Source organism: Acidovorax sp. GW835-FHT14B10, from assembly GCF_058793725.1.
Genome location: NZ_JBXAGC010000005.1, coordinates 104,881 through 127,056 on the forward strand (window position 1 = coordinate 104,881; position 22,176 = coordinate 127,056).

Annotated in this window: 19 protein-coding genes and 1 riboswitch; of the genes, 6 read left to right on the plus strand and 13 right to left on the minus strand. The window is 67.1% G+C overall.

Going from position 1 to position 22,176, the window contains the following annotated elements:
• Positions 1-31: 31 nt before the first annotated feature.
• Positions 32-1,351 (minus strand): D-amino acid dehydrogenase, encoded by a 1,320-nt coding sequence (locus AC1Q5S_RS05985; RefSeq protein ID WP_492238510.1) that lies wholly within the window; start codon positions 1,349-1,351, stop codon positions 32-34.
• Between the two features lie 92 nt (positions 1,352-1,443).
• A riboswitch (glycine riboswitch) is annotated at positions 1,444-1,559 on the minus strand.
• A gap of 220 nt (positions 1,560-1,779) precedes the next feature.
• Between AC1Q5S_RS05985 and AC1Q5S_RS05990 the strand changes: the two genes are divergently transcribed.
• Positions 1,780-2,562 (plus strand): 2-keto-4-pentenoate hydratase, encoded by a 783-nt coding sequence (locus tag AC1Q5S_RS05990; RefSeq protein ID WP_303832981.1) that lies wholly within the window; start codon positions 1,780-1,782, stop codon positions 2,560-2,562.
• 140 nt (positions 2,563-2,702) lie between these two features.
• Here the strand turns inward: AC1Q5S_RS05990 and AC1Q5S_RS05995 are convergent, their stop codons facing one another.
• Positions 2,703-3,155 carry a YXWGXW repeat-containing protein gene (locus AC1Q5S_RS05995; RefSeq protein WP_422205402.1) on the minus strand — a complete coding sequence of 151 codons (453 nt, stop codon included), beginning with the start codon at positions 3,153-3,155 and terminating at the stop codon, positions 2,703-2,705.
• 457 nt (positions 3,156-3,612) lie between these two features.
• On the opposite strand from AC1Q5S_RS05995, the gene AC1Q5S_RS06000 reads away from it, so the two are divergent.
• Complete coding sequence (locus AC1Q5S_RS06000; RefSeq protein WP_492238511.1) at positions 3,613-5,547, plus strand: MFS transporter; 1,935 nt, start codon at positions 3,613-3,615, stop codon at positions 5,545-5,547.
• 4 nt (positions 5,548-5,551) lie between these two features.
• On the opposite strand, the gene AC1Q5S_RS06005 is transcribed toward AC1Q5S_RS06000, so the two are convergent.
• Both AC1Q5S_RS06005 and AC1Q5S_RS06010 read right to left on the minus strand, forming a co-directional pair.
• Positions 5,552-6,058 (minus strand): glycine zipper family protein, encoded by a 507-nt coding sequence (locus AC1Q5S_RS06005; RefSeq protein WP_492238512.1) that lies wholly within the window; start codon positions 6,056-6,058, stop codon positions 5,552-5,554.
• A 60-nt stretch (positions 6,059-6,118) separates the two neighbouring features.
• Entirely contained in the window at positions 6,119-6,538 is a 420-nt protein-coding gene (locus tag AC1Q5S_RS06010; protein WP_492238513.1) for a hypothetical protein, read from the minus strand.
• Between the two features lie 205 nt (positions 6,539-6,743).
• Between AC1Q5S_RS06010 and AC1Q5S_RS06015 the strand changes: the two genes are divergently transcribed.
• A complete protein-coding gene (locus tag AC1Q5S_RS06015) occupies positions 6,744-7,832 on the plus strand; it encodes a serine endopeptidase (protein ID WP_492238514.1) in 1,089 nt (362 codons plus the stop codon).
• Between the two features lie 81 nt (positions 7,833-7,913).
• Complete coding sequence (locus AC1Q5S_RS06020; protein ID WP_492238515.1) at positions 7,914-8,297, plus strand: DUF3597 domain-containing protein; 384 nt, start codon at positions 7,914-7,916, stop codon at positions 8,295-8,297.
• A gap of 196 nt (positions 8,298-8,493) precedes the next feature.
• Here AC1Q5S_RS06020 and tgt read toward each other — a convergent pair whose 3' ends face one another.
• Positions 8,494-9,666 carry a tRNA guanosine(34) transglycosylase Tgt gene (tgt, locus tag AC1Q5S_RS06025; protein WP_303832994.1) on the minus strand — a complete coding sequence of 391 codons (1,173 nt, stop codon included), beginning with the start codon at positions 9,664-9,666 and terminating at the stop codon, positions 8,494-8,496.
• A 104-nt stretch (positions 9,667-9,770) separates the two neighbouring features.
• Between tgt and AC1Q5S_RS06030 the strand changes: the two genes are divergently transcribed.
• Positions 9,771-10,253, plus strand: coding sequence for a universal stress protein (locus AC1Q5S_RS06030; protein ID WP_492238516.1), 483 nt, complete (start codon positions 9,771-9,773; stop codon positions 10,251-10,253).
• Between the two features lie 127 nt (positions 10,254-10,380).
• Here the strand turns inward: AC1Q5S_RS06030 and AC1Q5S_RS06035 are convergent, their stop codons facing one another.
• The 3 genes from AC1Q5S_RS06035 to AC1Q5S_RS06045 are packed head-to-tail and all read right to left on the minus strand — an operon-like array spanning position 10,381 to position 14,146.
• Positions 10,381-11,571: a phospholipase A gene (locus AC1Q5S_RS06035; protein ID WP_492238517.1), complete on the minus strand. Its 1,191-nt coding sequence runs from the start codon at positions 11,569-11,571 to the stop codon at positions 10,381-10,383.
• On the minus strand, positions 11,568-12,020 hold the full coding sequence (locus tag AC1Q5S_RS06040) for a hypothetical protein (protein ID WP_303832998.1): 453 nt from the start codon (positions 12,018-12,020) through the stop codon (positions 11,568-11,570). The genes AC1Q5S_RS06035 and AC1Q5S_RS06040 overlap by 4 nt, the downstream gene beginning before the upstream one ends.
• Positions 12,021-12,064: 44 nt before the next feature.
• Positions 12,065-14,146, minus strand: coding sequence for an ATP-dependent helicase (locus tag AC1Q5S_RS06045; protein WP_303832999.1), 2,082 nt, complete (start codon positions 14,144-14,146; stop codon positions 12,065-12,067).
• A 180-nt stretch (positions 14,147-14,326) separates the two neighbouring features.
• Here AC1Q5S_RS06045 and AC1Q5S_RS06050 point away from each other — a divergent pair, with 180 nt between their 5' ends.
• Positions 14,327-15,280 carry an AEC family transporter gene (locus AC1Q5S_RS06050; RefSeq protein WP_492238518.1) on the plus strand — a complete coding sequence of 318 codons (954 nt, stop codon included), beginning with the start codon at positions 14,327-14,329 and terminating at the stop codon, positions 15,278-15,280.
• Positions 15,281-15,414: 134 nt separating this feature from the next.
• Here the strand turns inward: AC1Q5S_RS06050 and rbp are convergent, their stop codons facing one another.
• The 5 genes from rbp to AC1Q5S_RS06075 form a co-directional block, all read right to left on the minus strand.
• Entirely contained in the window at positions 15,415-15,765 is a 351-nt protein-coding gene (gene rbp, locus AC1Q5S_RS06055) for an RNA-binding regulator (RefSeq protein ID WP_303833001.1), read from the minus strand.
• Positions 15,766-15,883: 118 nt separating this feature from the next.
• Positions 15,884-16,093, minus strand: coding sequence for a hypothetical protein (locus AC1Q5S_RS06060; protein ID WP_492238519.1), 210 nt, complete (start codon positions 16,091-16,093; stop codon positions 15,884-15,886).
• A 371-nt stretch (positions 16,094-16,464) separates the two neighbouring features.
• Positions 16,465-18,576, minus strand: a complete 2,112-nt coding sequence (gene priA, locus AC1Q5S_RS06065) for a replication restart helicase PriA (RefSeq protein ID WP_303833003.1) — start codon at positions 18,574-18,576, stop codon at positions 16,465-16,467.
• A 670-nt stretch (positions 18,577-19,246) separates the two neighbouring features.
• Complete coding sequence (hemE, locus tag AC1Q5S_RS06070; protein WP_492238520.1) at positions 19,247-20,365, minus strand: uroporphyrinogen decarboxylase; 1,119 nt, start codon at positions 20,363-20,365, stop codon at positions 19,247-19,249.
• Positions 20,366-20,530: 165 nt separating this feature from the next.
• Positions 20,531-22,111 (minus strand): MFS transporter, encoded by a 1,581-nt coding sequence (locus tag AC1Q5S_RS06075; RefSeq protein WP_303833006.1) that lies wholly within the window; start codon positions 22,109-22,111, stop codon positions 20,531-20,533.
• Positions 22,112-22,176: the final 65 nt, after the last annotated feature.

Here is a 22,176-nt window from a genome sequence, read left to right on the forward strand (position 1 = left end):
GGAAACCGGTGATGGCAACCGGTTCCCGGGGTCAGGCCCTCCTGGCTGCCGGTACCAGCGCAGGGGAGGCACACCCCGCGGCCATTCCCTGAAACGCAAAATCCACCTCGGGCACGCGGCCGCTCACGATGTCGGCCAGCGCCTTGCCCGAGCCGCAGGCGTGCGTCCAGCCCAGCGTGCCGTGGCCGGTGTTGAGGAACAGGTTGGCCACCTTGGTCTTGCCGATCAGCGGCACGTTGCTGGGCGTGGCGGGGCGCAGGCCGGTCCAGAACTGGGCCTGGCTGGCATCGCCCGCGCCGGGAAAGAGCTGCTCCACGCGGCGCACGATGGCCTCGCAGCGCATCGGGTTCAGGTTGCGGTCATAGCCGTTCAATTCCGCCGTGCCGGCAATGCGCAGCCGGTCGCCGCCGCGCTCGCTGGTGTAGCGCGAGAACACCAGCTTGAACTCGTCATCCGTCAGGCTCACCCCGTGGGCCATCGACGCATCCTTGACCGGCATGGTCACCGAATAGCCCTTGGCCGGGTAGATGGGCAGGCGAATGCCCAGCGGCTGCGCCAACAGCGGGCTGAACGAGCCCATGGCCAGCACGAAGGCGTCGCCGCGCACGCGCTCGAAGCGGCCCTCGGCGTTGGTCAGCTCCACATGGTCGATGTGGCCACCGGCCTCGCGCAGCGCCGTGATGTGGTGGCCCAGGCGAAATTGCACGCCCGCCGCCGCGCACAGCCGGGCCAGTTCGCGGGTGAACTGGTTGGCATCGCCCGACTCGTCCTCGGCCGTGTAAGTGGCGCCGGCCAGTTGCGGGCGGATATGGGCGAGGGCTGGCTCGATGCGCACGGCCTCGTCGGCGCTGATGACCTGGCGCTCGCAGCCGAGCTGGCGCATCTGCTCAGCCGGGGCCAGTGCGCCGTCGAACTCCCTGGCGTTGGTATAGAAGTGCAGGATGCCCTGTGTGCGCTGGTCGTACGCGATGCCGGTGGCCGCGCGCAGCTGCTGCAGCACGCTGCGGCTGTAGGTGCCCAGGCGCACGATCTGCTCGATGTTGTGGCGCGTGCGCGCCGGGGTGCAGTTGCGCAAGAACTGCAGGCCCCACAGCCACTGGCGCATGTCGGCGCGCAGGCGGAACAAGAGCGGTGCATCTTCCTGACCCAGCCACTGCAGCACCTTGAGCGGCGCACTGGGGTTGGCCCAGGGCTCGGCATGGCTCACCGAGATCTGGCCACCGTTGGCAAAGCTGGTCTCGGCACCGGGCGCGCCCTGGCGGTCGATCACCGTGACCTCATGGCCGAGTTGCTGCAGGAAATACGCCAAAGTCACGCCGAGCAGGCCGGCACCCAAAACGATCACGCGCATGATTTTCAAAGCCTTTCTGGGCTCTGGCGCTTGACAGGCGTTCGGTAGATGCTATTGATTAAATAGCGTGCAGCCGGCGCGTCTGCCAAGCTGCCGCTCCCCCTGTCCTTGGTACCTGAGAGATTCACCGCATCGCCGGCATGGCGCGTGGTTTGCTCCTTCGGTGCGCCACGCATGTAGGTCGTGGCGGCTCTCCAGACGGCTTTGTTGAATGGTGCAGTACGGAACCTGAGCGTGTATGGGAGTTTGCGCCTTCGGTGAAGCGGACGGTGCCGCTGACTCTCCTGCGAGGCCGATTCTAGGCGGCACTGCGGCGCAAAAAGGGGTCTGTGCGCGCTAATGGATGGCAATCGTTGCTGATGCTGGAAAGGCGCTGAAACCGGTGCCTCGCCATAATCCGCCAAGCTTTACCCCCCAGGATGCCTGCCATGTCTGATACCGCCTTTGATCCCTTTGCCAGCGCGGCCTTGCTCACCATGGCGCGCCAGGGGCGCATGCCCCGGCCGCTCGATCTGCCCGCCGCCCTGCGCCCGTGCAATGTGGCCCAGGCCTATGCCGTGCAGGACGCCGTGGTGCGCGAGCGCGGCGAGATCGCGGGCTGGAAGGTGGGCGCCGCATCGCCCCAGGCGCTGCCCGCGCGCGCGGCGCTCACCCGCGATTCGGTGGCGGTCGCGTCAACCGGGCAGGCCGTGCATTTGCCTGCCGCAGGCTTTGCCGTGATGGGGGTCGAGGCAGAGCTGGTGTACGAGCTGGGCGCCGACCTGCCCGAGCGCACCGCGCCCTACAGCCCGGCCGAGGTGCTGGCGGCCATGGCATCGGTGCGCGCCGCCATCGAGGTGTGCGACACGCGCTTTGCCGCCTGGGCCCAGCAGGGTGAGTTCAGCCGCCTGGCCGACCAGGCCTGCCATGGCGCATTGATGGTGGGTTCGGGGTCGGCCAACGTGGCTGCGGTGCAGCCCCTGGTGCAGCCGGTGAGTCTGTCCGTCAACGGCACGGTGGCCGTAGAGCGCGCCGCCTGGGGCAACCCGGCGGGCGAGCCGCTGCGGCTGCTGGTGTGGCTGGCCAACGAGGGCGCGCGCAGCCTGGGCGGCCTGCGCGCGGGCCAGTGGGTGACCACGGGCTCGTGCACCGGCACCGTCCTGGTGGCGCCGGGCACGGTGGTGGTGGCCGACTTCCCGGGCCTGGGCCGCGCCGAGCTGCACCTGGTCTGATTCCTTTTCCAAACCCTCCGTGTCGTCGTTGCTTCGCCTTGCCGTGCTGCAGCACTGTCTGCGGCTTTGCGCCTGGACGCGAATGACTTGGCAATGGAATGCCCCCTGGGAAGCCGCAGGGGGCCGCCTGCGCCGCAAGGTCAGTTGCGACGCGGGTTGTCGGGCTGGCGGTCGTGGCGGTTGGGCACGCCATCGCCATCACGGTCCCGGTCGTAGCGATTGGCCAGGCCGTCCCGGTCACGGTCCCAGCCGCCGCGCTGCATGGCCCAGCGGCCGTCATGCTCGGCCCAGCGGGGTTCACGGTAGTGGTAGCCAGGGCGGGCCTTCACCCAGTAGCCCGCCAGCCATACATGGCGGTGGCCGCGCCATTCCCAGTGGCCGGGCACCCACGCCATGCCGCGCCGGGGGCGGGGCGCGGCCTCATGGCGCGGAGGCGGCGGCGCCTGGTATTGCACCAGGGCCGGCGCGGGGCGCTGGTACTGGGGGCTGCCGGACTGGATGATGACGGTGGCGCCGACCTGTGCGTGCGCCGTCGTCAGGGCGCTCAGCGACAGCAGGGCGATGGAAGCGGCGGCGAGGGCAATGCGTGCCATGGTGTTCTCCTCAGAAATGATTCCGTGCGGAACCGGGAGCCTTGATCGTGGGGGCGCTGCGTCAAGCGCGTGTAGGCGCTGTGCGAAGTGTTGTGAAGTTGTGTTTCAGCGCGCCGCCGTGCGCGCTGGATGTGCGGAGCCACCTGTCCTTTGCCATCGCGGGCCTGTGGGGTCTGCTGGCACTGCGCTGCGTGGCGCCGGGCAGGCTGGACGCCCCATCGCAGGGCGCCGTGTTGCGTCGGGCCACCGCCCAAGCAACTGCTGGCGGCCGGTGTGGCCTGACTGGTGTGGTCGGCGCTGGCGGCTTTGTGCAACAGCGGCACGCCGGACCTGCCGCGCGCCACGGCGTATGGGCAGAATGGCGCCCACGCCGAGGGAGGCGCATGCGGGCCGCGCATCTGGCGTGCCGGCCGGCCAACACAACACAGCAAACCCGTCGAAAACGAGGAAAAAACGCATGCACCCCCAGACCCCGTCCACCAGCGCTGTGCCCGCGCAGGAGGACCCCAGCCAGTTCGCCCTGCTGCGCCAGCGCCGCTTTGCGCCGTTCTTCTGGACGCAGTTCTCCGGCGCGGCCAACGACAATCTGTTCAAGTTCGCCTTCACGGTGATGGTCACCTACCAGTTCAGCGTGTCGTGGCTGCCGCCGGCGATGGCGGGGCTGGTGATCGGTGCGCTGTTCATCCTGCCGTTTTTGCTGTTCTCGGCCACGTCGGGGCAACTCACCGACAAATACGACAAGACGCGCATGATCCGCTTCGTGAAGAACCTGGAGATCGCCATCATGCTGGTGGCGGCGGGCGGGTTCATGGCGGGCAACGCGCCGGTGCTGCTGCTGTGCACCTTTTTGATGGGCGTGCACTCCACGCTGTTCGGGCCGGTCAAGTTCGCCTACCTGCCCCAGGTGCTCAGCGAGCGCGAGCTCACGGGTGGCAATGGCATGGTGGAGATGGGCACCTTCGTGGCCATCTTGCTGGGCAACGTGGCCGGTGGCCTGTTGGTGGCCTTACCTGGCATCGGCCACACCACCGTGGCCGTGGTCTGCGTGGTGCTGGCGCTGCTGGGGCGTTCCGTGGCGCAGTTCATCCCCACGGTGCCCGCCACCGACCCGGGCCTGAAGATCAACTGGAACCCCTTCACCGAAACCTGGCGCAACCTCCGGCTGGCGCACGAGAACATCGTGGTGTTCCGCTCGCTGCTGGGCATCAGCTGGATGTGGTTCTTCGGCGCCGTGTTCCTCAGCCAGTTCCCCAGTTTTGCCAAGGAAGTGTTGCATGGCAACGAGCAGGTGGCTTCGCTGTTGCTGGTGGTGTTTTCCATCGGCATCGGCACCGGTTCGCTGCTGTGCGAGGTGCTGTCGCGCCGCCATGTCGAGATCGGCCTGGTGCCGCTCGGGGCCATCGGCATGAGCGTGTTTGCCATCGATCTGTACTTTGCCTCGCGCAGCCTTGCGGCCTCCGAGGTCATGCCGCTCGCCGCCTTTCTGGCCCAGCCCGCGCACTGGCGCGTGATGGCCGACCTGGCGCTGCTCAGCCTGTTTGCCGGGCTGTACAGCGTGCCCATGTATGCGCTGATCCAGATGCGCAGCCGGCCCACGCACCGCGCGCGCACCATCGCGGCCAACAACATCCTCAATGCGCTGTTCATGATCGCCAGCGCGGTCATCGCGGGCGCGCTGCTGGGTGCGGGGTTCACGGTGCCGCAGGTGTTCTTGTTCACCGGCCTGGCCAACGCCGTGGTGGCGTTCTACATCTTCCTGCTGGTGCCCGAGTACCTGCTGCGCTTCGTGGCCTGGGTGCTCTCGCGTTTCGTCTATCGCTTCAGGGTGCGGGGCGATGAGCATCTGCCCACCACCGGCGCCGCCATCCTGGCCTGCAACCATGTGAGCTTTGTCGATGCCGTGCTGCTCATGGCCGCCAGCCCGCGCCCGATCTGCTTCGTGATGGACCACCGCATCTTCCGCGTGCCGGTGCTGGGCTGGCTGTTCCGCCTGGCCAAGGCAATTCCGATCGCTCCGCAGAAGGAAGACCCGCGTGTGTACGAGGCCGCTTTCGAGCGTGCCGCCCAGGTGCTGCGTGAAGGCGATCTGCTGGCCATCTTTCCCGAGGGCGGCATCACGCACGACGGGCAGTTGCAGCCGTTCAAGGGCGGCATCGCCAAGATACTGGAGCGTGCCCGCGCCGACGGGCTGGAGGTGCCCGTGGTTCCCATGGCGCTGACCAACCTGTGGGGTTCGTATTTCAGCCGCATCGAACAGGGCGGCGCCATGGTGCGGCCATTCCGGCGCGGGTTGTTCAACCGGGTGGGGCTGAACGTGGGCGCCGCCGTGGCGCCCGCCCAGGCGCAGCCCGAACTGCTGCGCGAGCATGTGGCACGTCTGCTGGCGGCCTGACCGGCTAGCGCCGCCAGTAGCCGGGCGGCGGTGGCGGCATGGGCGTGCCGTAGCCCGGCCCCATGGCGCCCGGGTTGGTGACCATGCGGCCGTACACCGGAACCTGGTGGCCGCGGGCATACATGCATTGCACGTAGGCGCTGTCGTAGCCCCGCTGGCCGCCATGGACGCTGGACTGGGCATTGCTGGTGCCGACCGACGAGCCCATCAGCAGGCCCATGCCCGCGCCCACCGCCGCACCCTCGTGGTTGCCGCCGAGCGCGGCGCCCGCCAGGGCCCCGACCGCCGTGCCCACCACCGCGCTGCCCACCGCGCTCTGGTTGGCCGCATCGGTGGCGCCGCCGATCTGCATCTTTGCGTATTGCCGGCAGTTGACGTCGTCATACCGGAATTGCTCGAAGCTCTTGCTGCTGCCGGGCAGCACCGTCACGCTGGGGCCGGTGGGCATCACCGTGCAGGCGGCCAGGGTCAGTGCCAGCAGCGGCACAGTGGCGAGGGAAAGGACTCTCATCATGCTTCCTCAGATAGGAAAAGGAACATCGGCCATGCGCCAGGGTGTGCGGGGCGCCCGTCAGTTGGCTGGCGGCTGCGCCGGCACCTGCAGCCAGCCGCCCGGGCATTGGCTGACATAGGGGTAGTAGCCATCGGGTTGGTTGCAGCGGTACCAATAGCCCTGTGGTGGTTGCCCATCGGCGCCCCTGTTGTAGCCCGTGCCGTCGTTGCCGCGCTCGATGTACACGGGCGGCTCGGTGGGCACTGCAATCACCGCTGGCGCAGGGTACGGCTCGGGGTAATAGTAGGAATAAGGGTAGGCTGGGCGGTACACCGGGTAACCGAAGCCCGGCCCCAGGTAAAGGCCGATGCCGACCCGCGCACCCCCCCGGTGCCCATGGCCGCGCCCGTCCCGATCCGCCCACACCGGGCTGCTCGCGCCCAGCGCCACGGCGGCCATTCCCGCCCACGCGAGAGGTCGAAAATTTCGCCACACCATGATTGCACCCTGCTGATCCGAAGGAGATGGGTTGGGGCCCGTTCAAGAGGGAAAGTTCCTCCCCCATGGCACCGGTGCCATGGCTGCTGCGAAGCATAGTCCCGCGGGGTATTGCTGGGTTGGAGTCTTGGTCAAAATGGGTTGTAGCGCTTGGCTGTAAATTGTTTATTGCTATTGAATAAATAGCATTTCAAGGGAGGGAATCATGGGCAAATCACTGCGGCTGTCCGAAAAATGGTTTCGCCGCGGCCTGTGGCTGGTGGCGCTGGTGTTTGCCGGCTTCCTCATCGGCCTGGGTGGCACCATCGTGGGCGACCTGCCCAAGGTCGAGGCCCCGCTGCGGGTCGATGACTTTCTCGACCAGCCGGCCGCCCAGGCCCTGCGCAGCCAGGTGCGCGATGCCCGCCAGGCCGAGCAAACGGCGCAGACCGCGCTGGAGCAGGCCCAGCTGCAGCGCAGCAAGGCCCGCAGCGAAAGCCAGGGCGAGCGCGAAACCTTCAACAACTGGCTGGCCACGCGCAACGCCACCCAGCGCGCCGAGCACGACCCCGAGGTGCTGGCGCGCACGCAGGCGCTTGACACCCTCCAGCAGGCCGAGCGCACCACCCAGCAGGCGGTCGAGGCGCAGCAGCAGGCCGCGCTCGATGCCCGCCAGGCCGCAGCCGCCGCGCAGGCGCGGCTGGACAAGCTCGAAGCCGCCGGCCACGAAAAGCGCAACGCCGAGCGCCGCAGGGTCGAGCTGCGCGTGTTCCTGTACCGCCTGGCGCTCACGCTGCCGCTGCTGGCCATGGCCGGCTGGCTGTTCGTCAAGAAGCGCAAGGGCACGTACTGGCCGTTTGTCTGGGGCTTCATCTTCTTTGCGCTGTTTGCCTTCTTCGTCGAACTGGTGCCGTATCTGCCGAGTTACGGCGGCTATGTGCGCTATGTGGTGGGCATCGGCATCACGGCGCTGGTGGGACGCTACGCCATCCTGGCGCTCAACCGGTACCTGGAGCGGCAAAAGCAGGCCGAGTCGCTGCCCGACCCGCAGCGCCGCAAAGAGTTGGGCTACGACGTGGCCCTGGCGCGCCTGGCCAAAAGCGTGTGCCCCGGCTGCGAGCGCCCGGTGGATCTGAAAAACGACAAGATCGATTTTTGCCCGCACTGTGGCATCGGCCTGTTTGACCACTGCGGCCACTGCAGCACGCGCAAGAGTGCGTTTGCGCGCTTTTGCCATGCCTGCGGCACGGGGGCACAGGCCACCGGCCAGCCCGCAGCACCCGTGCCGGCAGCAGAGCCTGTCACATCCGCGTGATACAACGGCCGGCGGTGTCCGGGGTTTCACCCCGGGTGCCGACGGTCACACCACCCTCAACGCCACCTTGGGAGCACAGCCATGGGTTTCTTTTCCAACATCTTTTCCAAGATCTTCCCGTCGGCCAACGCCGCCGAGGTCGTTGTTGCGCCGCCAGCCCCGGTCGAGGCTGGCGCGCCTGCTGCACCTGCCGCGCCGGCGTCCATCCCGCTGGGTGACGTGGCCCCCATCCTGGACGCCATGCCCGGCGCGAACGGGCTGAACTGGCGCACCTCCATCGTCGATCTGCTCAAGCTGCTGGGCCTGGACAGCAGCCTGTCCGCGCGCAAGGAGCTGGCCGGCGAGCTGCTGTACAGCGGCAGCGACGAACCCGGATCGGCCGCCTGGAACATCGGCCTGCACAAGCAGGTGATGCGCAGCATCGCCGCCAACGGCGGCACGCTGCCGCCGGATCTGCGCGACTGATCTGCGCTGGCACACACCGCCGTGCGCCCCAGCAGACACCTGCCACCAGTGTGTGGCAGTTTGTTCGGGGCACTGGCAACAGTGCTGCGGTGGGATCAGGGTGCAAAGTGGCTCTTGCGCTTATGGGGTAATCGCAAGCAGCTATAGGAAAAATAGCAATTGACCAAGTGCGCGCGCAGTCGCGTGCTTTGCATCCTCACACGCCCCGCGCCCGGTCTGCCTTGAACTGCGCCCGGAACTGCGCAAACTGCCCGGCCTCCAGCGCGCCCCGCACTTCGCGCATCAGGTTCAGGTAGTAGTGCAGGTTGTGGATGGTGGTGAGCATGGGGCCGAGCATTTCGCCACAGCGGTCCAGGTGGTGCAGGTAGGCGCGGCTGAAACCCTCGCGACCGCCCTGGCTCCATGGCACGCCCGATTTTCCGGCGCAGGCATGGCAGCTGCAGGTGGTGTCGAGCGGCTGGTGGTCGGTCTTGTGGCGGGCGTTGCGAATTTTGAGGTCGCCAAAGCGCGTGAACAGCGTGCCGTTGCGCGCATTGCGCGTGGGCATCACGCAGTCAAACATGTCCACGCCCTGCGCCACGCCTTCGACCAGGTCTTCGGGCGTGCCCACACCCATCAGGTAGCGCGGCTTGTGGGCGGGCAGCAGGTGCGGCGTGTGCGCCATGATGCGCAGCATCTCGTCCTTGGGTTCGCCCACGCTCACGCCGCCCACGGCGTAGCCGGGGAAATCCATCTCCACCAGGCGCTCCAGCGACTCGGCGCGCAGGTTCTCGTACATGCCGCCCTGCACGATGCCAAAGAGGGCATTGGGGTTGTTCAGGCGCGCAAATTCATCTTTGCTGCGCAGGGCCCAGCGCAGGCTCATCTCCATGCTCTTGCGCGCCTCGGCCTCGGTGGTGAGGTGGCCCTTGGTTTCATACGGCGTGCACTCGTCGAGCTGCATCACGATGTCGCTGTTGAGCGTGGTCTGGATCTGCATGCTCACCTCGGGCGACATGAAGAGCTTGTCGCCGTTGACGGGAGAAGCAAAGTGCACGCCCTCTTCGGTGATCTTGCGCATGGCGCCCAGGCTCCAGACCTGAAAACCGCCTGAGTCGGTGAGGATGGGCTTGTCCCACTTCTCAAAGCCATGCAGGCCGCCAAAGCTTTGCATGACCTCCTGGCCGGGGCGCATCCACAGGTGGAAGGTGTTGCCCAGGATGATCTGCGCGCCCATGTCGTGCAGGCTTTGCGGCATCACGCCCTTGACGGTGCCGTAGGTGCCCACGGGCATGAAGATGGGGGTTTGCACCACGCCGTGGTTGAGCGTGAGCGTGCCGCGGCGGGCGTGGCTGGTGGGGTCGGTTTTAAGAAGGTCAAACTGGAGCATGGGCGCGATTGTCCCAGATGGGCCATCTTCCCCCTGCGTGCCCCGCGCACTGCCAGGGCGCCGCTACACTGGTCTGGATGGTTCAATAAAAAGGAGTGCTTGCCATGCTCAAGATTCTGATTGCCGTGGATGGCTCGGCCCTGTCGCTTGATGCCGTGCACCATGTGCTGCGGCTGGTGCAGGATGGTCTGCGCGCCAGCGTGGTGCTGGCCAATGTGCAAGAGCCCGCGTCGCTGTACGAGCTGGTGGTGTCGCGCGACCCCGACCTGATTGCCGCCGCCAGCGTGGAGGCCGGCGAGCACCTGATGGCCCCGGCCCGCGCGTTGCTGCAGGCGGCCGGCCTGGCCTGGGAAACCGCCGTGGGCGTGGGCGACCCGGCGCATGTGCTGGTGGACATCATCGAAAGCTCTGGTTGCGACATGGTCGCCATCGGTGCGCGCGGCCAGGGGGCCATCAGCAGCGCGCTGCTGGGATCGGTGTCGCAGGAACTGGCCCATGCCAGCCCGGTGCCGGTGACCATCGTGAAGCACCCGGAGGTGCCGGAGCAGGAGGATGACGCGGATGGTGCTGCAGACGTCACCGCCTGAGCTGCAGAGGCGGCCTTGGTGGGTGGTGACGGCTGGCTTCAGGCCGCCTTGCGAAGCGGCCTGGCCTTGCGGGCCCGCCGCGCGCGGGCGCCGGTGGGTGTTGTTGGCACACGACTGGAGATATACGCTAGAAGTCGACCAGGCTCAGCCCCAGGCTGAACACCGTGCGCTTCTTGTTGTAGTCGATCATGCTGTCGCCGTAGCCACTGAACAGCTGGGTGTGCAGGCGCAGGTTGCTCTTGCTGCTGCCCAGGCCGGAGCCCAGGGTTTGCAGCCATTCCAGCCGGGCCGAGCCGCGCCCGTTGCTGGCCAGCGAGTGGCGCAGCGTGGCGCCCAGGGTGTTGTCCTTGTCCAGGTTCCAGAACGCCTTCACCTCGCCCCGGCCGATGTAGTCGCTGATGCCGGGGTTGTCGTCGTCGGGGCTGTTTTCGGACAGGCGTTTCCATACGCGCGCCTGGATGTTCCAGCGGTTGTCCAGCTCCATGCCGGTCATGAGGTAGACGCGGTTCCAGCTGCGCGACAAGGGGTTGCTTTGGCCGTTGGACTGGTGCACCAGGCCGGCGCCGCTGTAGCGCCAGCGCCAGCCAAAGGGCAGCCGGGCGTCGGTGGGGTAGACGTACATCACCTCCGGCTCATGGTCGGTGGTGCGGAAGGGGCGCGAGATGCCGGGGCTGAACAGCTGCCAGTACGACTGCTGCGTGTAGCCAAACCACAGCGAATCCTTGAGCGTGGGGTGACCCTGGGTGAGCAGGCTCTGGGCGATCTTGGTGCGCACCGACAGCTGGATGCGGTTTTCGGTGCGCTGGTAGGGGGTGAATTCTGTCGCGGTGCGGCCGTCGGCGTCCGAGCTGGGTTGGCGGTTCACATTGCTGCTTGCCACCACCGACACCGACAGCGGCCGGTAGCCGCGAAATCCGAAGGTGCCGCAGTTGCTGCCCGACTCCAGTTCCCAAAAGCGCGAGAGGTCGCTGTACTGCGTGTCGCGGCAGCCTTCGGTCTGGGCCACGTCGATGATGCGCGTGGCCGGCAGCCGGGTGTCCACCGGCAGCGGCACCGTCGCAGGGGCGGCTGCGCCCTCTGTGCTGGCCGCAGCCGATGCCGCGGGTGCCTGCCAGTCCTGCTGGCCGGCCCACTGGTCGAAGCAGGCCAGGCGGGCCGGGCTGTCGTTGCCCAGGGCGGCGCACCGGCGCCAGGCGCTGTCGGTGCCGGTGGGTGCCGGGGCGGCGGCGCTCCCGGGGGTGGGTGCGGCCTGTGCCAGGGCGGCCCCGGCAGGGGCCAGCAGTGCCAGCACCAGGGCGGCGCCGTGGCGCGCGCTCATTGCCAACCCGGCTGCTTGCGCAGCACGAAAGCAAGGGAGAGGGTGGGGTGGACGTTGTTCCATGTTCCGCGTATTTCCTTGCCACAACTGCCATCGACCACCTGGCCGGTCCAGGTGGCGCTGATGTTGGTGCCGTTGATCGATTCTTCCAGGGCCAGCTCGCCCGCATCCACATCGCCGCTGAGCTGCGCACTGGCGTCGCCGCGCTGCACGGTGCCGCGCACGCTCTCGGCCAGCTCGGGATGGGGGCCCAGCTGCAACACGGCCGTGGTGGCGGGTGCTGGCGCTGCATCGGGTGCGGCAGGCTGCAGCGTGGCGTGCCAGCGGCCTTGCAGGTGTTGGTGATTCAGGTCAGCCGCAGCCGGGCAAGCGGTGGTGGATTTTGGATCATTTTGGCCTGTGGCGCTTGTAGGAAAAGCGCTGATAGCTATCAAAATGTAAGCAATCACAGGCCGGGGTGTGGGCCATGTTCTGGGGTTTGGGGTGCGTGGTGTCATGCGCTGGGCACCGCGTTGGCGGCACTGGCGGCCTGTGCCTTGGCGGCAAACTCGGCGCGCAGGGCCTTGAGTTTCTCGCGCGGGTCCTCGCGCGTGGTGGCTTTGTCCAGGCCCATCTCGGCAATGAAGCGGCTGGGGCGCGCGGCCACCATCTCGCGGCCCTTCTTGCGTTTTTTGGTCCAGCTCACGGCCAGCGTGCGCTGGGCGCGGGTGATGCCCACATACATCAGGCGGCGCTCTTCCTGCAGGCGCTGCAGGGTGTCATCGGCCACTTGCAGCTGGCGGCCTTCGTCGTCGTCGAGCTTGAAGGGCAGCATGCCCTCGGTCACGCCGACCAGCACCACATGCGGCCACTCCAGTCCCTTGCTGGCGTGCAGGGTCGACAGCGTGACCATGTCCTGCTCCTGCTCGCGCTCGGAGATGGTGGACAGCAGCGCAATGGTCTGCGACACCTCCAGCAGGCTTTTCGTCTCCTTGGCCACCACGGCGCCTGCCGTGTCGTCGATCTGGCCGCCCGCGCGCTGGGCCATCCAGTCGCAGAACTCCAGCACATTGCTCCAGCGGGCGGCGGCCACCTTTTCGCTGTCTTCACCGTCGTACAGGTGCTGCTCGTAGCCGATTTCCTGGAGCCAGTCGGTCAGAAAGGTGCGCGCATTCTCGGCGCCGTGCGTGTGGCGGGCGCGGTGCTCCAGGTCGTTGATGTAGCGGCCGAACTCGTGCAGGCCATCGAGCGCGCGCTTGGGCACGGCCGCCGGCAGCATGCCATTGAACAGCGCGCCAAACATGCTCTGCTTGTGCTGCGTGGCAAACGCGCCCAGGGCCGCCAGCGTGGTGTGGCCGATGCCGCGCTTGGGGCTGCCGATGGCGCGCAGAAATGCCGGGTCGTCGTCGTTGTTGATCCACAGGCGAAACCAGGCGCACAAGTCCTTGATCTCGGCGCGGTCGAAAAAGCTCGTGCCGCCCGACACCTTGTATGGAATGCTGGCCTTGCGCAGCGCTTTCTCGAACGGCTTGGCCTGGTGGTTGGCGCGGTACAGGATGGCAAAGCTCTTCCAGTCCGGCGGCGGGTTGGCGGCGGCGCGCAGGCTCTGGATGCGGGCCACGGCGCGGTCGGCCTCGTGCTCTTCGGTGTCGGCATCGACCACGCGCACGGGTTCGCCCTCGCCCAGTTCGCTGAACAGCGTTTTGGGAAACAGCTTGGGGTTGGGCCCGATCACGTTGTTGGCCGCGCGCAGGATGGCGCTGGTGGAGCGGTAGTTCTGCTCCAGCTTGATGACCTGGAGTGTGGGATAGTCCAGCGGCAGTTTTCGGAGGTTGTCGAGCGTGGCGCCGCGCCAGCCGTAGATGGATTGGTCATCGTCGCCCACGGCGGTGAAATGGCCGCGTTCGCCCACCAGCAGCTTCAAAAGCTCGTATTGCGTGGCATTGGTGTCCTGGTACTCATCGACCAGCACATGGGCCAGGGCCGCCTGCCACTTGGCGCGCACCTCCGGGAAGTCGCGCAGCAGCCTGAGTGGCATGCCGATCAGGTCGTCGAAGTCCACGCTCTGGTAGGCCGCCAGGCGCTCTTCGTAGCGCGCCATCACCACGGCAATGCTGCGCTCGTTGTCGTCGGCCGCCTGGGCCAGGGCCTGCGCGGCATCGAGCCCCATGTTCTTCCACTTGCTGATGGTCCACTGCCACTGGCGCGCCGTGGCCAGGTCGGTGGTGCCGCCGGCGGCATCTTTCAGGATGCCGGCCACGTCGTCGGCATCCATGATGCTGAACTGGGGCTTGAGGCCCAGCACCGCGCCGTCCTCGCGCACCATGCGCACGCCCAGGGCGTGGAAGGTGCACACCAGCACATCCTTGGCCCGGCGGCCGATGAGGCCCTTGGCCCGCTCGCGCATTTCGGCGGCGGCCTTGTTGGTGAAGGTGATGGCGGCGATGCGCCGGGGCTCCGTGCCGCGCTCGATCATGTGGGCGATCTTGTGCGTGATCACCCGCGTCTTGCCCGAGCCCGCACCGGCCAGTACCAGGCAGGGGCCTTCGGTGTAATGGACAGCCTGAAGCTGGGCGAGATTGAGGCCGGCGGACATGGAGGGGCGGGGGAAAGACGGGGGAAAACGGGGAAAGTGCAGCGGGCGGACGACGCGGAGCGCGCAATGATACAGAGCCGGGGGCGGGCATGGTCCGCCCGGCGCGGTGGCGGTGGGGTGCAATAAATTTCACATGGCGAAGCAGCGGCGGCAAAGCCTGCGCCTGCGAGAATCCCCGCCGTGCTGTCTGTTCTGCTTGTTACCTTTCCTTTCTTTGCGCTCGTGCTCTGCGGCTATCTGGCCGCGCGCAGCGGCGTGCTGCCGCAGCCCGCCATCCCGGGGCTCAACGCCTTCGTGCTGTACTTTGCGCTGCCCTGCATGCTGTACCGCTTTGGCGCCAGCACGCCCATCGGGCAACTGCTCGACCCGGCCGTGGCCGGCGTGTACCTGCTGTGCGCGCTGGTTATGGTGGGCGGCACGGTGGCCCTCACGCGCAATGCCCGCATCGGCTGGAACGACGCCGCCTTTGGCGCCCTGGTGGCGGCTTTTCCCAACACCGGCTTCATGGGTGTGCCCCTGCTGGTGGCGCTGCTGGGGGCGCAAAGCGCGGGCCCGGTCATCGTCACCCTCGTGGTGGACATGGTCATCACCAGCTCGCTGTGCATTGCGCTGTCGCGCCTCGACGGCGCGGGCACCCACGGCGTGGGTGTGGCCTTGCGCAACGCCTTCAGGGGCATGGCCACCAACCCCATGCCCTGGTCGATTGCGCTGGGCGCGCTGGCGTCGGCCCTGCAGTTCAGCTTGCCCGGTCCGGTGGAAAAAACCGTGGCCATGCTGGCCGACGCCGCCTCGCCCGTGGCGCTGTTCACCATCGGCGCCGTGCTGGCGCGCTCGCAGATGAACCAGCACGAACAGGTGCCGGTGCGTGACTACGTGCCCATTGCCCTGGCCAAGCTGCTGGTGCACCCGCTGCTGGTGTGGGGCGTGGGCCGGACGGCCATCGCCCTGGGTGTGCCGCTGTCGCCGTTTGCGCTCACCGTGCTGGTGCTGCTGGCCGCGTTGCCCAGCGCCAGCAATGTCTCGCTGCTGGCCGAGCGCTTCGGCGCCCACAACGGCCGCATCGCGCGGATCATCCTGGTGTCCACGGCGCTGGCGTTTCTGAGCTTTTCTGGGGCAGTGGCGCTGCTGACCTGATTGCTTTTTGATAGCCTGTAGCGCTTATCCCATAAGCGCTTTGGTCTTAAAACACCACTATTCTTCTGTGAGCCTTAGTCGGGACGAAAAAAACCGACCCAAGAGAGCCGGTCTTTCGCTGAGAGTTACCTGGATCAGTAACGACCGCCGCCATAGCCACCCGTGCCATAGCCAACGTCCGAGCGGTTGGCCGCGCTGTAACCACCCGCACCGTAACCACCCGAGCCGCCACCTGCTTCGCGGGGGCGTGCCATGTTCACGACGATCGAGCGGCCATCCACGGACATGCCGTGCAGTGCCGTGATGGCGGCCTGGGCGACTTCGGCAGAAGCCATTTCCACAAAGCCGAAGCCTTTGGAGCGACCGGTTTCGCGGTCCATCATGACCTTGGCGGAGGACACACCACCAAACTCGGAAAAGTTGCTTTCCAGGGTGGAATCGGTCACGGAGTAGGGCAGGTTGCCCACGTAGATTTTGCTGCTCATGAAAGAGCCTTTCTGAATAATGGCGCGCAACGGATAGCGCACCGTTGGGAAACGGGTGTACGGACTGGGAGCCCGCAGCAACCGGAAAGGGCGGATGGAATTTGCGATGCGCAGGCCATCAGCACACGGGCGGGTGCTGCATGCACGTTTGCAGCCAGCCCTGGGTGATGGCAAAGAGCCGGGCGGCTTCGCGCGAGGCAAAGGGTTTGTCAAAACGGAACACGCGGCAGTAGCTGCCGTTACCCTGGGTTCGATGGACCGAAAAGGAGGCGCGAAAGCGGCCGCAGTCGGTCGGGTGTGTCGCGGGCGAAACGACGTATTGGCCCATGGAAATGGCGGTCTGTGAAATCTGGATCAATCAGGATCGCAGGCCTGTCCATCGGCCTGCGTGAGCATCAAAGGACGTGGTGGGCTGCAGCTCTACAGACCCACTGGGCGAAAAGGTCGCAAAAGGCGGCCTGCATGAGGGTGGATTGCACCTTGGAGCAGGCGTTGCGGTGACTGCCCGAACAAGGTGCCGTGACTGCAACGCTTGGCAGTATAAGCGCAATTGGGTATTTAAAATTAAATTAATATTCTTTGAGGTTTTAAAGACAGGGATGCCCAGGGCTCGGTAGAGCTTTTGCGCCAGACGCCGAAATGCTATTTATTTAATAGCTTACAGCGCTTTCGTAGTAAGCGCTAAAGTCCAAAAACACTTCAAATCGCCAGCGGGTCCACATCCACCAGCCAGCGGATCAGGCCCTTGTGCGCGGGCTGGCTGCGGGTGGCCTGCAGCACGGGTTGCCAGGCGGCCAGAAAGCGCTGCAGGGCGGCGCGGCTGCTGCTTTCCATCAGCATCTGCGCACGCTCCACATTGGCTACGCGCTGGATGGTCAGCGGCACGGGGGGAAACAGAATGACGGTGCCATCCGGCAGCCCGGGCAATTGGGCCGTATGTGCGGCGGCGGTGGCGGCGCTCAGAAAGCCCTGCGCCACCTCCTGGGTGCGCGCGTCGGCGCGCACCAGGGCCTGGTACGAGAAGGGCGGCATGGCGGCCTCTTCGCGCTCTTTCAATTGCTGTGCGGCAAAGGCGGGGTAGTCGTGCGTGCGCAGCGCCTCGAACACCGGGTGCTGGGGGTGAAAGCTCTGCACCCACATCTCGCACTGCGTGCCCTGTGCGGCCATGTAGGCGGCGTCGCGCCCGGCACGGCCTGCGGCCTGCATGAGCAGCGCAAACAGCCGTTCGGGCGCGCGGAAGTCGCTGCTGAACAGGGCACCGTCGGGCTGCACGGCGGCCACCAGCGTGATGCGGCGAAAGTCGTGGCCCTTGGCGATCATCTGCGTGCCCACCAGCACGTCCACTTCGCCCGCATGCACCTGCGCCAGCTGGGCTTCGAGTGCGCCCTTGGCCTTGGTGGTGTCGGCATCGATGCGGGCGATGCGGGCGGGGTTGCCGTCGGGGCGCTGCACGTTGCGCAGCAGGGCGCCGAGCTGTTCTTCGAGCTGTTCGGTGCCCCGGCCCATGGGGTGAATGTCGGGGCTGCCGCAGGTGGGGCAGTGAAACGGCACGCGCACCGTGTAGCCACAGTGGTGGCAGCGCAGGGTGCGGTCGGTCTTGTGGAACACCTGGTGCGCGCTGCAGTGCGGGCAGTCGCTTTTCCAGCCGCAGTCCACGCAGTGCAGCACGGGGGCGTAGCCGCGGCGGTTCAGCAAGACCATGCTCTGCTCGCCACGCGCCACGCGCTCGGTGATGGCGGCCAGCAGCGGTGCGCTGAACACGGTGCGCCGGGGCTGCTGGTTCATGTCCACACGGCGCACGCGGGCCAGGGCGCCGGCGCCGATGCGGCTGGGCATTTCCAGCCGCAGGTAGCGGCCCACGGTAGGGTCGCTGGCGTGCCAGCTCTCCAGCGACGGCGTGGCCGAGCCCAGCAGCACCTTGGCGCCCTGCTCGCGCCCGCGCCAGATGGCCAGGTCGCGCGCCGAATAGCGGGCACCCTCCTGCTGCTTGTAGCTGGGGTCGTGCTCCTCATCAACCACGATGAGTTGGAGCCTGGGCAGGCTGGCGAACACCGCCATGCGCGTGCCCAGCACGATGCGCGCCGCGCCGCTGTGCGCAGCCAGCCAGCTTTTCAGGCGCTGCGGGTTCGTCATGCCGCTGTGCAGCGAAACCACCGCGCCAGCTCCGAAGCGCGGGGCAAAGCGGCCCACAAAGTGTTCTTCGAGCTGGGGCGTGAGGTTGATCTCGGGCACCATCACCAGCGCCTGGGCGGTCGGGTCGGCCTCCAGCGTCTCCTGCACGCAGCGCAGGTAGACCTCGGTCTTGCCGCTGCCGGTGCTGCCAAACAGCAGGAAAGGGCCATTTTCCGAGGCAATCCGGGTTCTGGCGCTTTCCTGTTCCGTGGTAAGTGCTATGTTTTGAATAGCATTCTGCGAAAACTCCGATGCCGTGCCGGGGCGGCGCAGGCGGCGCGCCAGCTGCTCGGGGCGCAGGTCGCGCAGCTGCGGTGGCAGGGCGGCCAGGGCCACCTCGCCCAGGGCGCGCTGGTAGTAACGCGCGGCAAATGCCACCAAGCGGCGCCAAGGCGAAGCCAGCGGCGCCACGCCGTCGAGCACCCCGGCAATCGGTCGCAGGGTGGCGCCATCGGGCAGCTCGCCGGTGGCCTCGTCGGCATCCCACACCACGCCCAGCACCTCGCGGCTGCCCAGTGGCACGCGCACCAGCGTGCCAGGCGCGAGCGGGCGCTCACTGGCGTAGCTCAGCAGGTCGCCCACGCCGCTGTGGGAGGGCGTCTGAAGGGCGATGTGGACGATGCAGGACGGCGAGGACACGGAAAAGTGCGAGGTTGCAGTGGCTTGTGGATGCAGTGTGGAGATTGAGCGGCTAAGTGCTTGATTTGACAAGGCCCGCCAGGTCATCCAGGATTTCTGTGGATAACTTTGTTGACATCCTGCCCGGATGCGCTGCCAAGCCGCATGAACGCTGGCCTGGAACAGATTGCCCGGAAAAAAGGCATGGGCAAAAAATCCTTATGAATCAACCATCTGAAAAAATTTTGGTGCAATTTTTGTGCTAATGCGTGCCGCTGCCATTTTGTTGCACCGCATCACGGCAAGTGTGCATAAGTCGTACAGGTCGGGAGCGTCAAGAGGGGAAAACGCCCCCGATTTGTGCTAACCCCGGGCGGGTGCTCTTCAAAATATTCTTCACTTTGGGGTGCAAGTGTTTGATTTCATGGGAGATTTTCAGGAAATCCAGAATTTCTGTGGATAACTTTGTTGATATCTCGGGGATTGGGCGCGCAAGTCCTTGAAGTGACGCGCTCTGGCTGGGGTGCCTACAAAAAAGGCAATCTGGTTAAGTCATTCAAAATCAAACACTTAGGTTTATTTTGTGCCGTTGCAACAGATCCTTGAAGAGGGCGCAGCGGTCATGCGGTGGCCCTGGTGGCTGCGCCCGTTGTGTGCATAACCATGGCACGAATGCCACAGCATGGTGTCTTTAGCGCTGGCGCTGTGCCCGCGAATGGCCATGCACCGCCTCGACCAGCGCCGCCACATGCTCGGGCGGGGTGAACTGGCTGATGCCGTGGCCCAGGTTGAAGATGTGCGTGGGGCCGGTGGTGCTGCGGTCGGTGTGCGGCTTGCCAAAGCTGTCGAGCACGGCGTGCACCTGGGTGACGATCTGCGCGGGGGGCGCAAACAGCACGTTGGGGTCGATGTTGCCCTGCAGCGCCTTGCCCGGGCCGCCCACCTGGCCGCCCACGATGGCACGCGCCTTGCCCAGGTTGGCCGTCCAGTCCAGGCCCAGCACCTCGCAGTCGATGTCTTTCATGTCGTCCAGCCAGATGCCGCCGCCCTTGGTGAAGACGATGCGCGGCACGTCCTGCCCGTCCACGCCGGTGCGCTGGAGTTGCGCCAGCACGCGCCGGGTATATTCCAGGCTGAACTGCTGGAAGGCGCCGTCGGCCAGCACGCCGCCCCAGCTGTCAAAAATCATCACCGCCTGGGCGCCCGCATCGATCTGGGCGTTGAGGTAGGCGGCCACGGCGTCGGCGTTCACGGCCAGGATGCGGTGCATCAGGTCGGGACGGCTGTACATCAGCGTCTTGACCAGACGGTAGTCGTCCGATCCCTTGCCCTCGACCATGTAGCAGGCCAGCGTCCAGGGGCTGCCAGAGAAGCCGATCAGCGGAATCCGCCCATTCAGGGCCTTGCGGATGCTGGTGACGGCGTCGAACACGTAGCGCAGCTTGTCCAGGTCGGGCACGGCGAGTTCGGCCACGGCAGCCTCGTCGCGCACCGACTTGGCAAAGCGCGGGCCCTCGCCCTCGGCGAACGACAGGCCCAGGCCCATGGCGTCGGGCACGGTGAGGATGTCGCTGAACAGGATGGCGGCGTCGAGCGGGAAGCGCTCGAGCGGCTGCAGCGTGACCTCGGTGGCGAAGTCCACGTTCATCGCCAGGCCCATGAAGCTGCCGGCCTGAGCGCGCGTGGCTTTGTATTCGGGCAGGTAGCGGCCCGCCTGGCGCATCAGCCACAGGGGGGTGTAGTCGGTGGCCTGGCGGCGGCAGGCGCGCAGGAAGGTGTCGTTTTGCAGGGGGGCGAAGGTGGTGCTCATGCCCGCAATTGTCGCAGGGCGGAAGGGAGGGCACCCCCTGAGACGCTTCGCGTCTTCCCCCTCTCCTGCGGGAAGGGGACGCACCCGGTGGCCTGGCAAAGCCAGTTCCACGGGTGCACTGGCCTGGGCCGCGCCGGTTGTAACGCGCGGGCGGCTCGGAGGGAGCTATCTTTCAGCGATGTAGTGCGACATGCGCGCCGTTTCGCCGGGGGCCAGAAACGCCCGCACCTCGGTCTCCAGCGCCTGGTCGGCCATGGTGGCGCGGGCGCGCTGGTGCAGGTAGTCGGCCCAGGATTCGACGATGAAGCGCTCCACATAGCGCGAGGGCTCGCCCAGGTCCTTGTACACGCGCCAGAAGGTGGCGCCGTCGCGGCGGCGCGGGGCCTTCATGCGGCTGATGGTGTCCAGAAAGGCCGCGTCGCTGCCCGGCGCAATGCGGTAGCCCACCTCCACGGCCACCGGGCCGGCCTCGGGCAGGGGCTCGGATTCGATGAACAGCTCATCCCAGGGCGTGGCCTGCGTCACCTCGTGCAGGGCGCCCATGCGCAGCGGCATTGGCTTGGCCAGCAGCAGGCTGGCCACCATCAGCGCGGCGGCCAGGCACAGCGTAGGCGTGAGGCCGACGAGGTCGGATGCCGCACCCCAGAAGGCCGAGCCCATGGCAAACGCACCCAGCGCCGCCACCATGTGCATGGCCACGGCGCGCGAGCGCACCCACTGCGGCGCGCTGGCCTGGGTGGCGGTGTTGAAGGTGGACATGGACGACATCCAGGCCGCGCCCGCCAGCAGCATCCACAGGTAGATGAACCAGGCCACCTGCGTGAGCGCGGCGGCCAGCATGGCGGCGGCAAACACCCCGCCGCCGGTGCCCACGATGGCCTCCATGCCGAAGCGCGCCCGCAGCCGCCCCAGCACCAGGCCCACCAGCACGGCGCCCGTGCCCAGGCAGCCCATGAGCAGGCCAAAACCCTGCGCGCCCGTGCCCAGGCGCTGGGCAATCACCGGCAGCAGCGCCCACAGGGCCGAGCCCGCCGCGCCGAAGGCCGTCACGCGCACCAGCTGCGCCAGGATCATGCGCGAATGCCAGGCAAAACGCAGGCCGCTGAGCGTGCCGCCCCACAGGCGCTCGGCCGGCAGCTTGGAAGGCGGGTGCGCTTTGGGTGGCCAGCGGCGAATCGACTTCCACATCACCAGCGTGGTCGCCACCGTGACGGCGAACACCCAGCCCGCCCCGAGCAGTGCAAACAGCAGCCCCGCCAGCGTGGGCCCCACGGCGCGCGCGGCGTTGTAGGCAATGCTGACGGCGGTGATGGCCTGCGGCCATTCGTCGCGCGGCACCGGGTCGATGACCGACGAATTCCAGGCGGGCGTGAGCATGGCCGTGCAACAGCCGCACACAAAGACGAGGAACAGCACCGAGGCCGGGCCGCTCCAGCCGCCCAGCGTGAGCAACGCCAGCAATGCGCAGGCGCCGGTCTGGGCCAATAGCGCGCCCGCAATCAGGCGCCGGCGGTCGGTGGTGTCGGCCAGCACGCCGGCCGGCAGCGCCAGCAGGAACATGGGCATGAACACGGCCGTCTGCACCAGCGCCGCCAGAAACGACGAGCCCGTGAGCTCCACCATGAGCCAGGCCGCCGCCATGGTCTGCATGCCGTTGCCCACAAAGAACACGCCGCCGCACATCCACAGGCCCCGGAAGGCGGTCTGGCGCAGGGGGCTCCACAAGGAACTTGAGGGCTGGGACATGAAACGGTCGAAGCGTGGGCGGACGGTTGGATGGGGGTGGGCGTCGTGGCGTGCCGGCCGTGCCG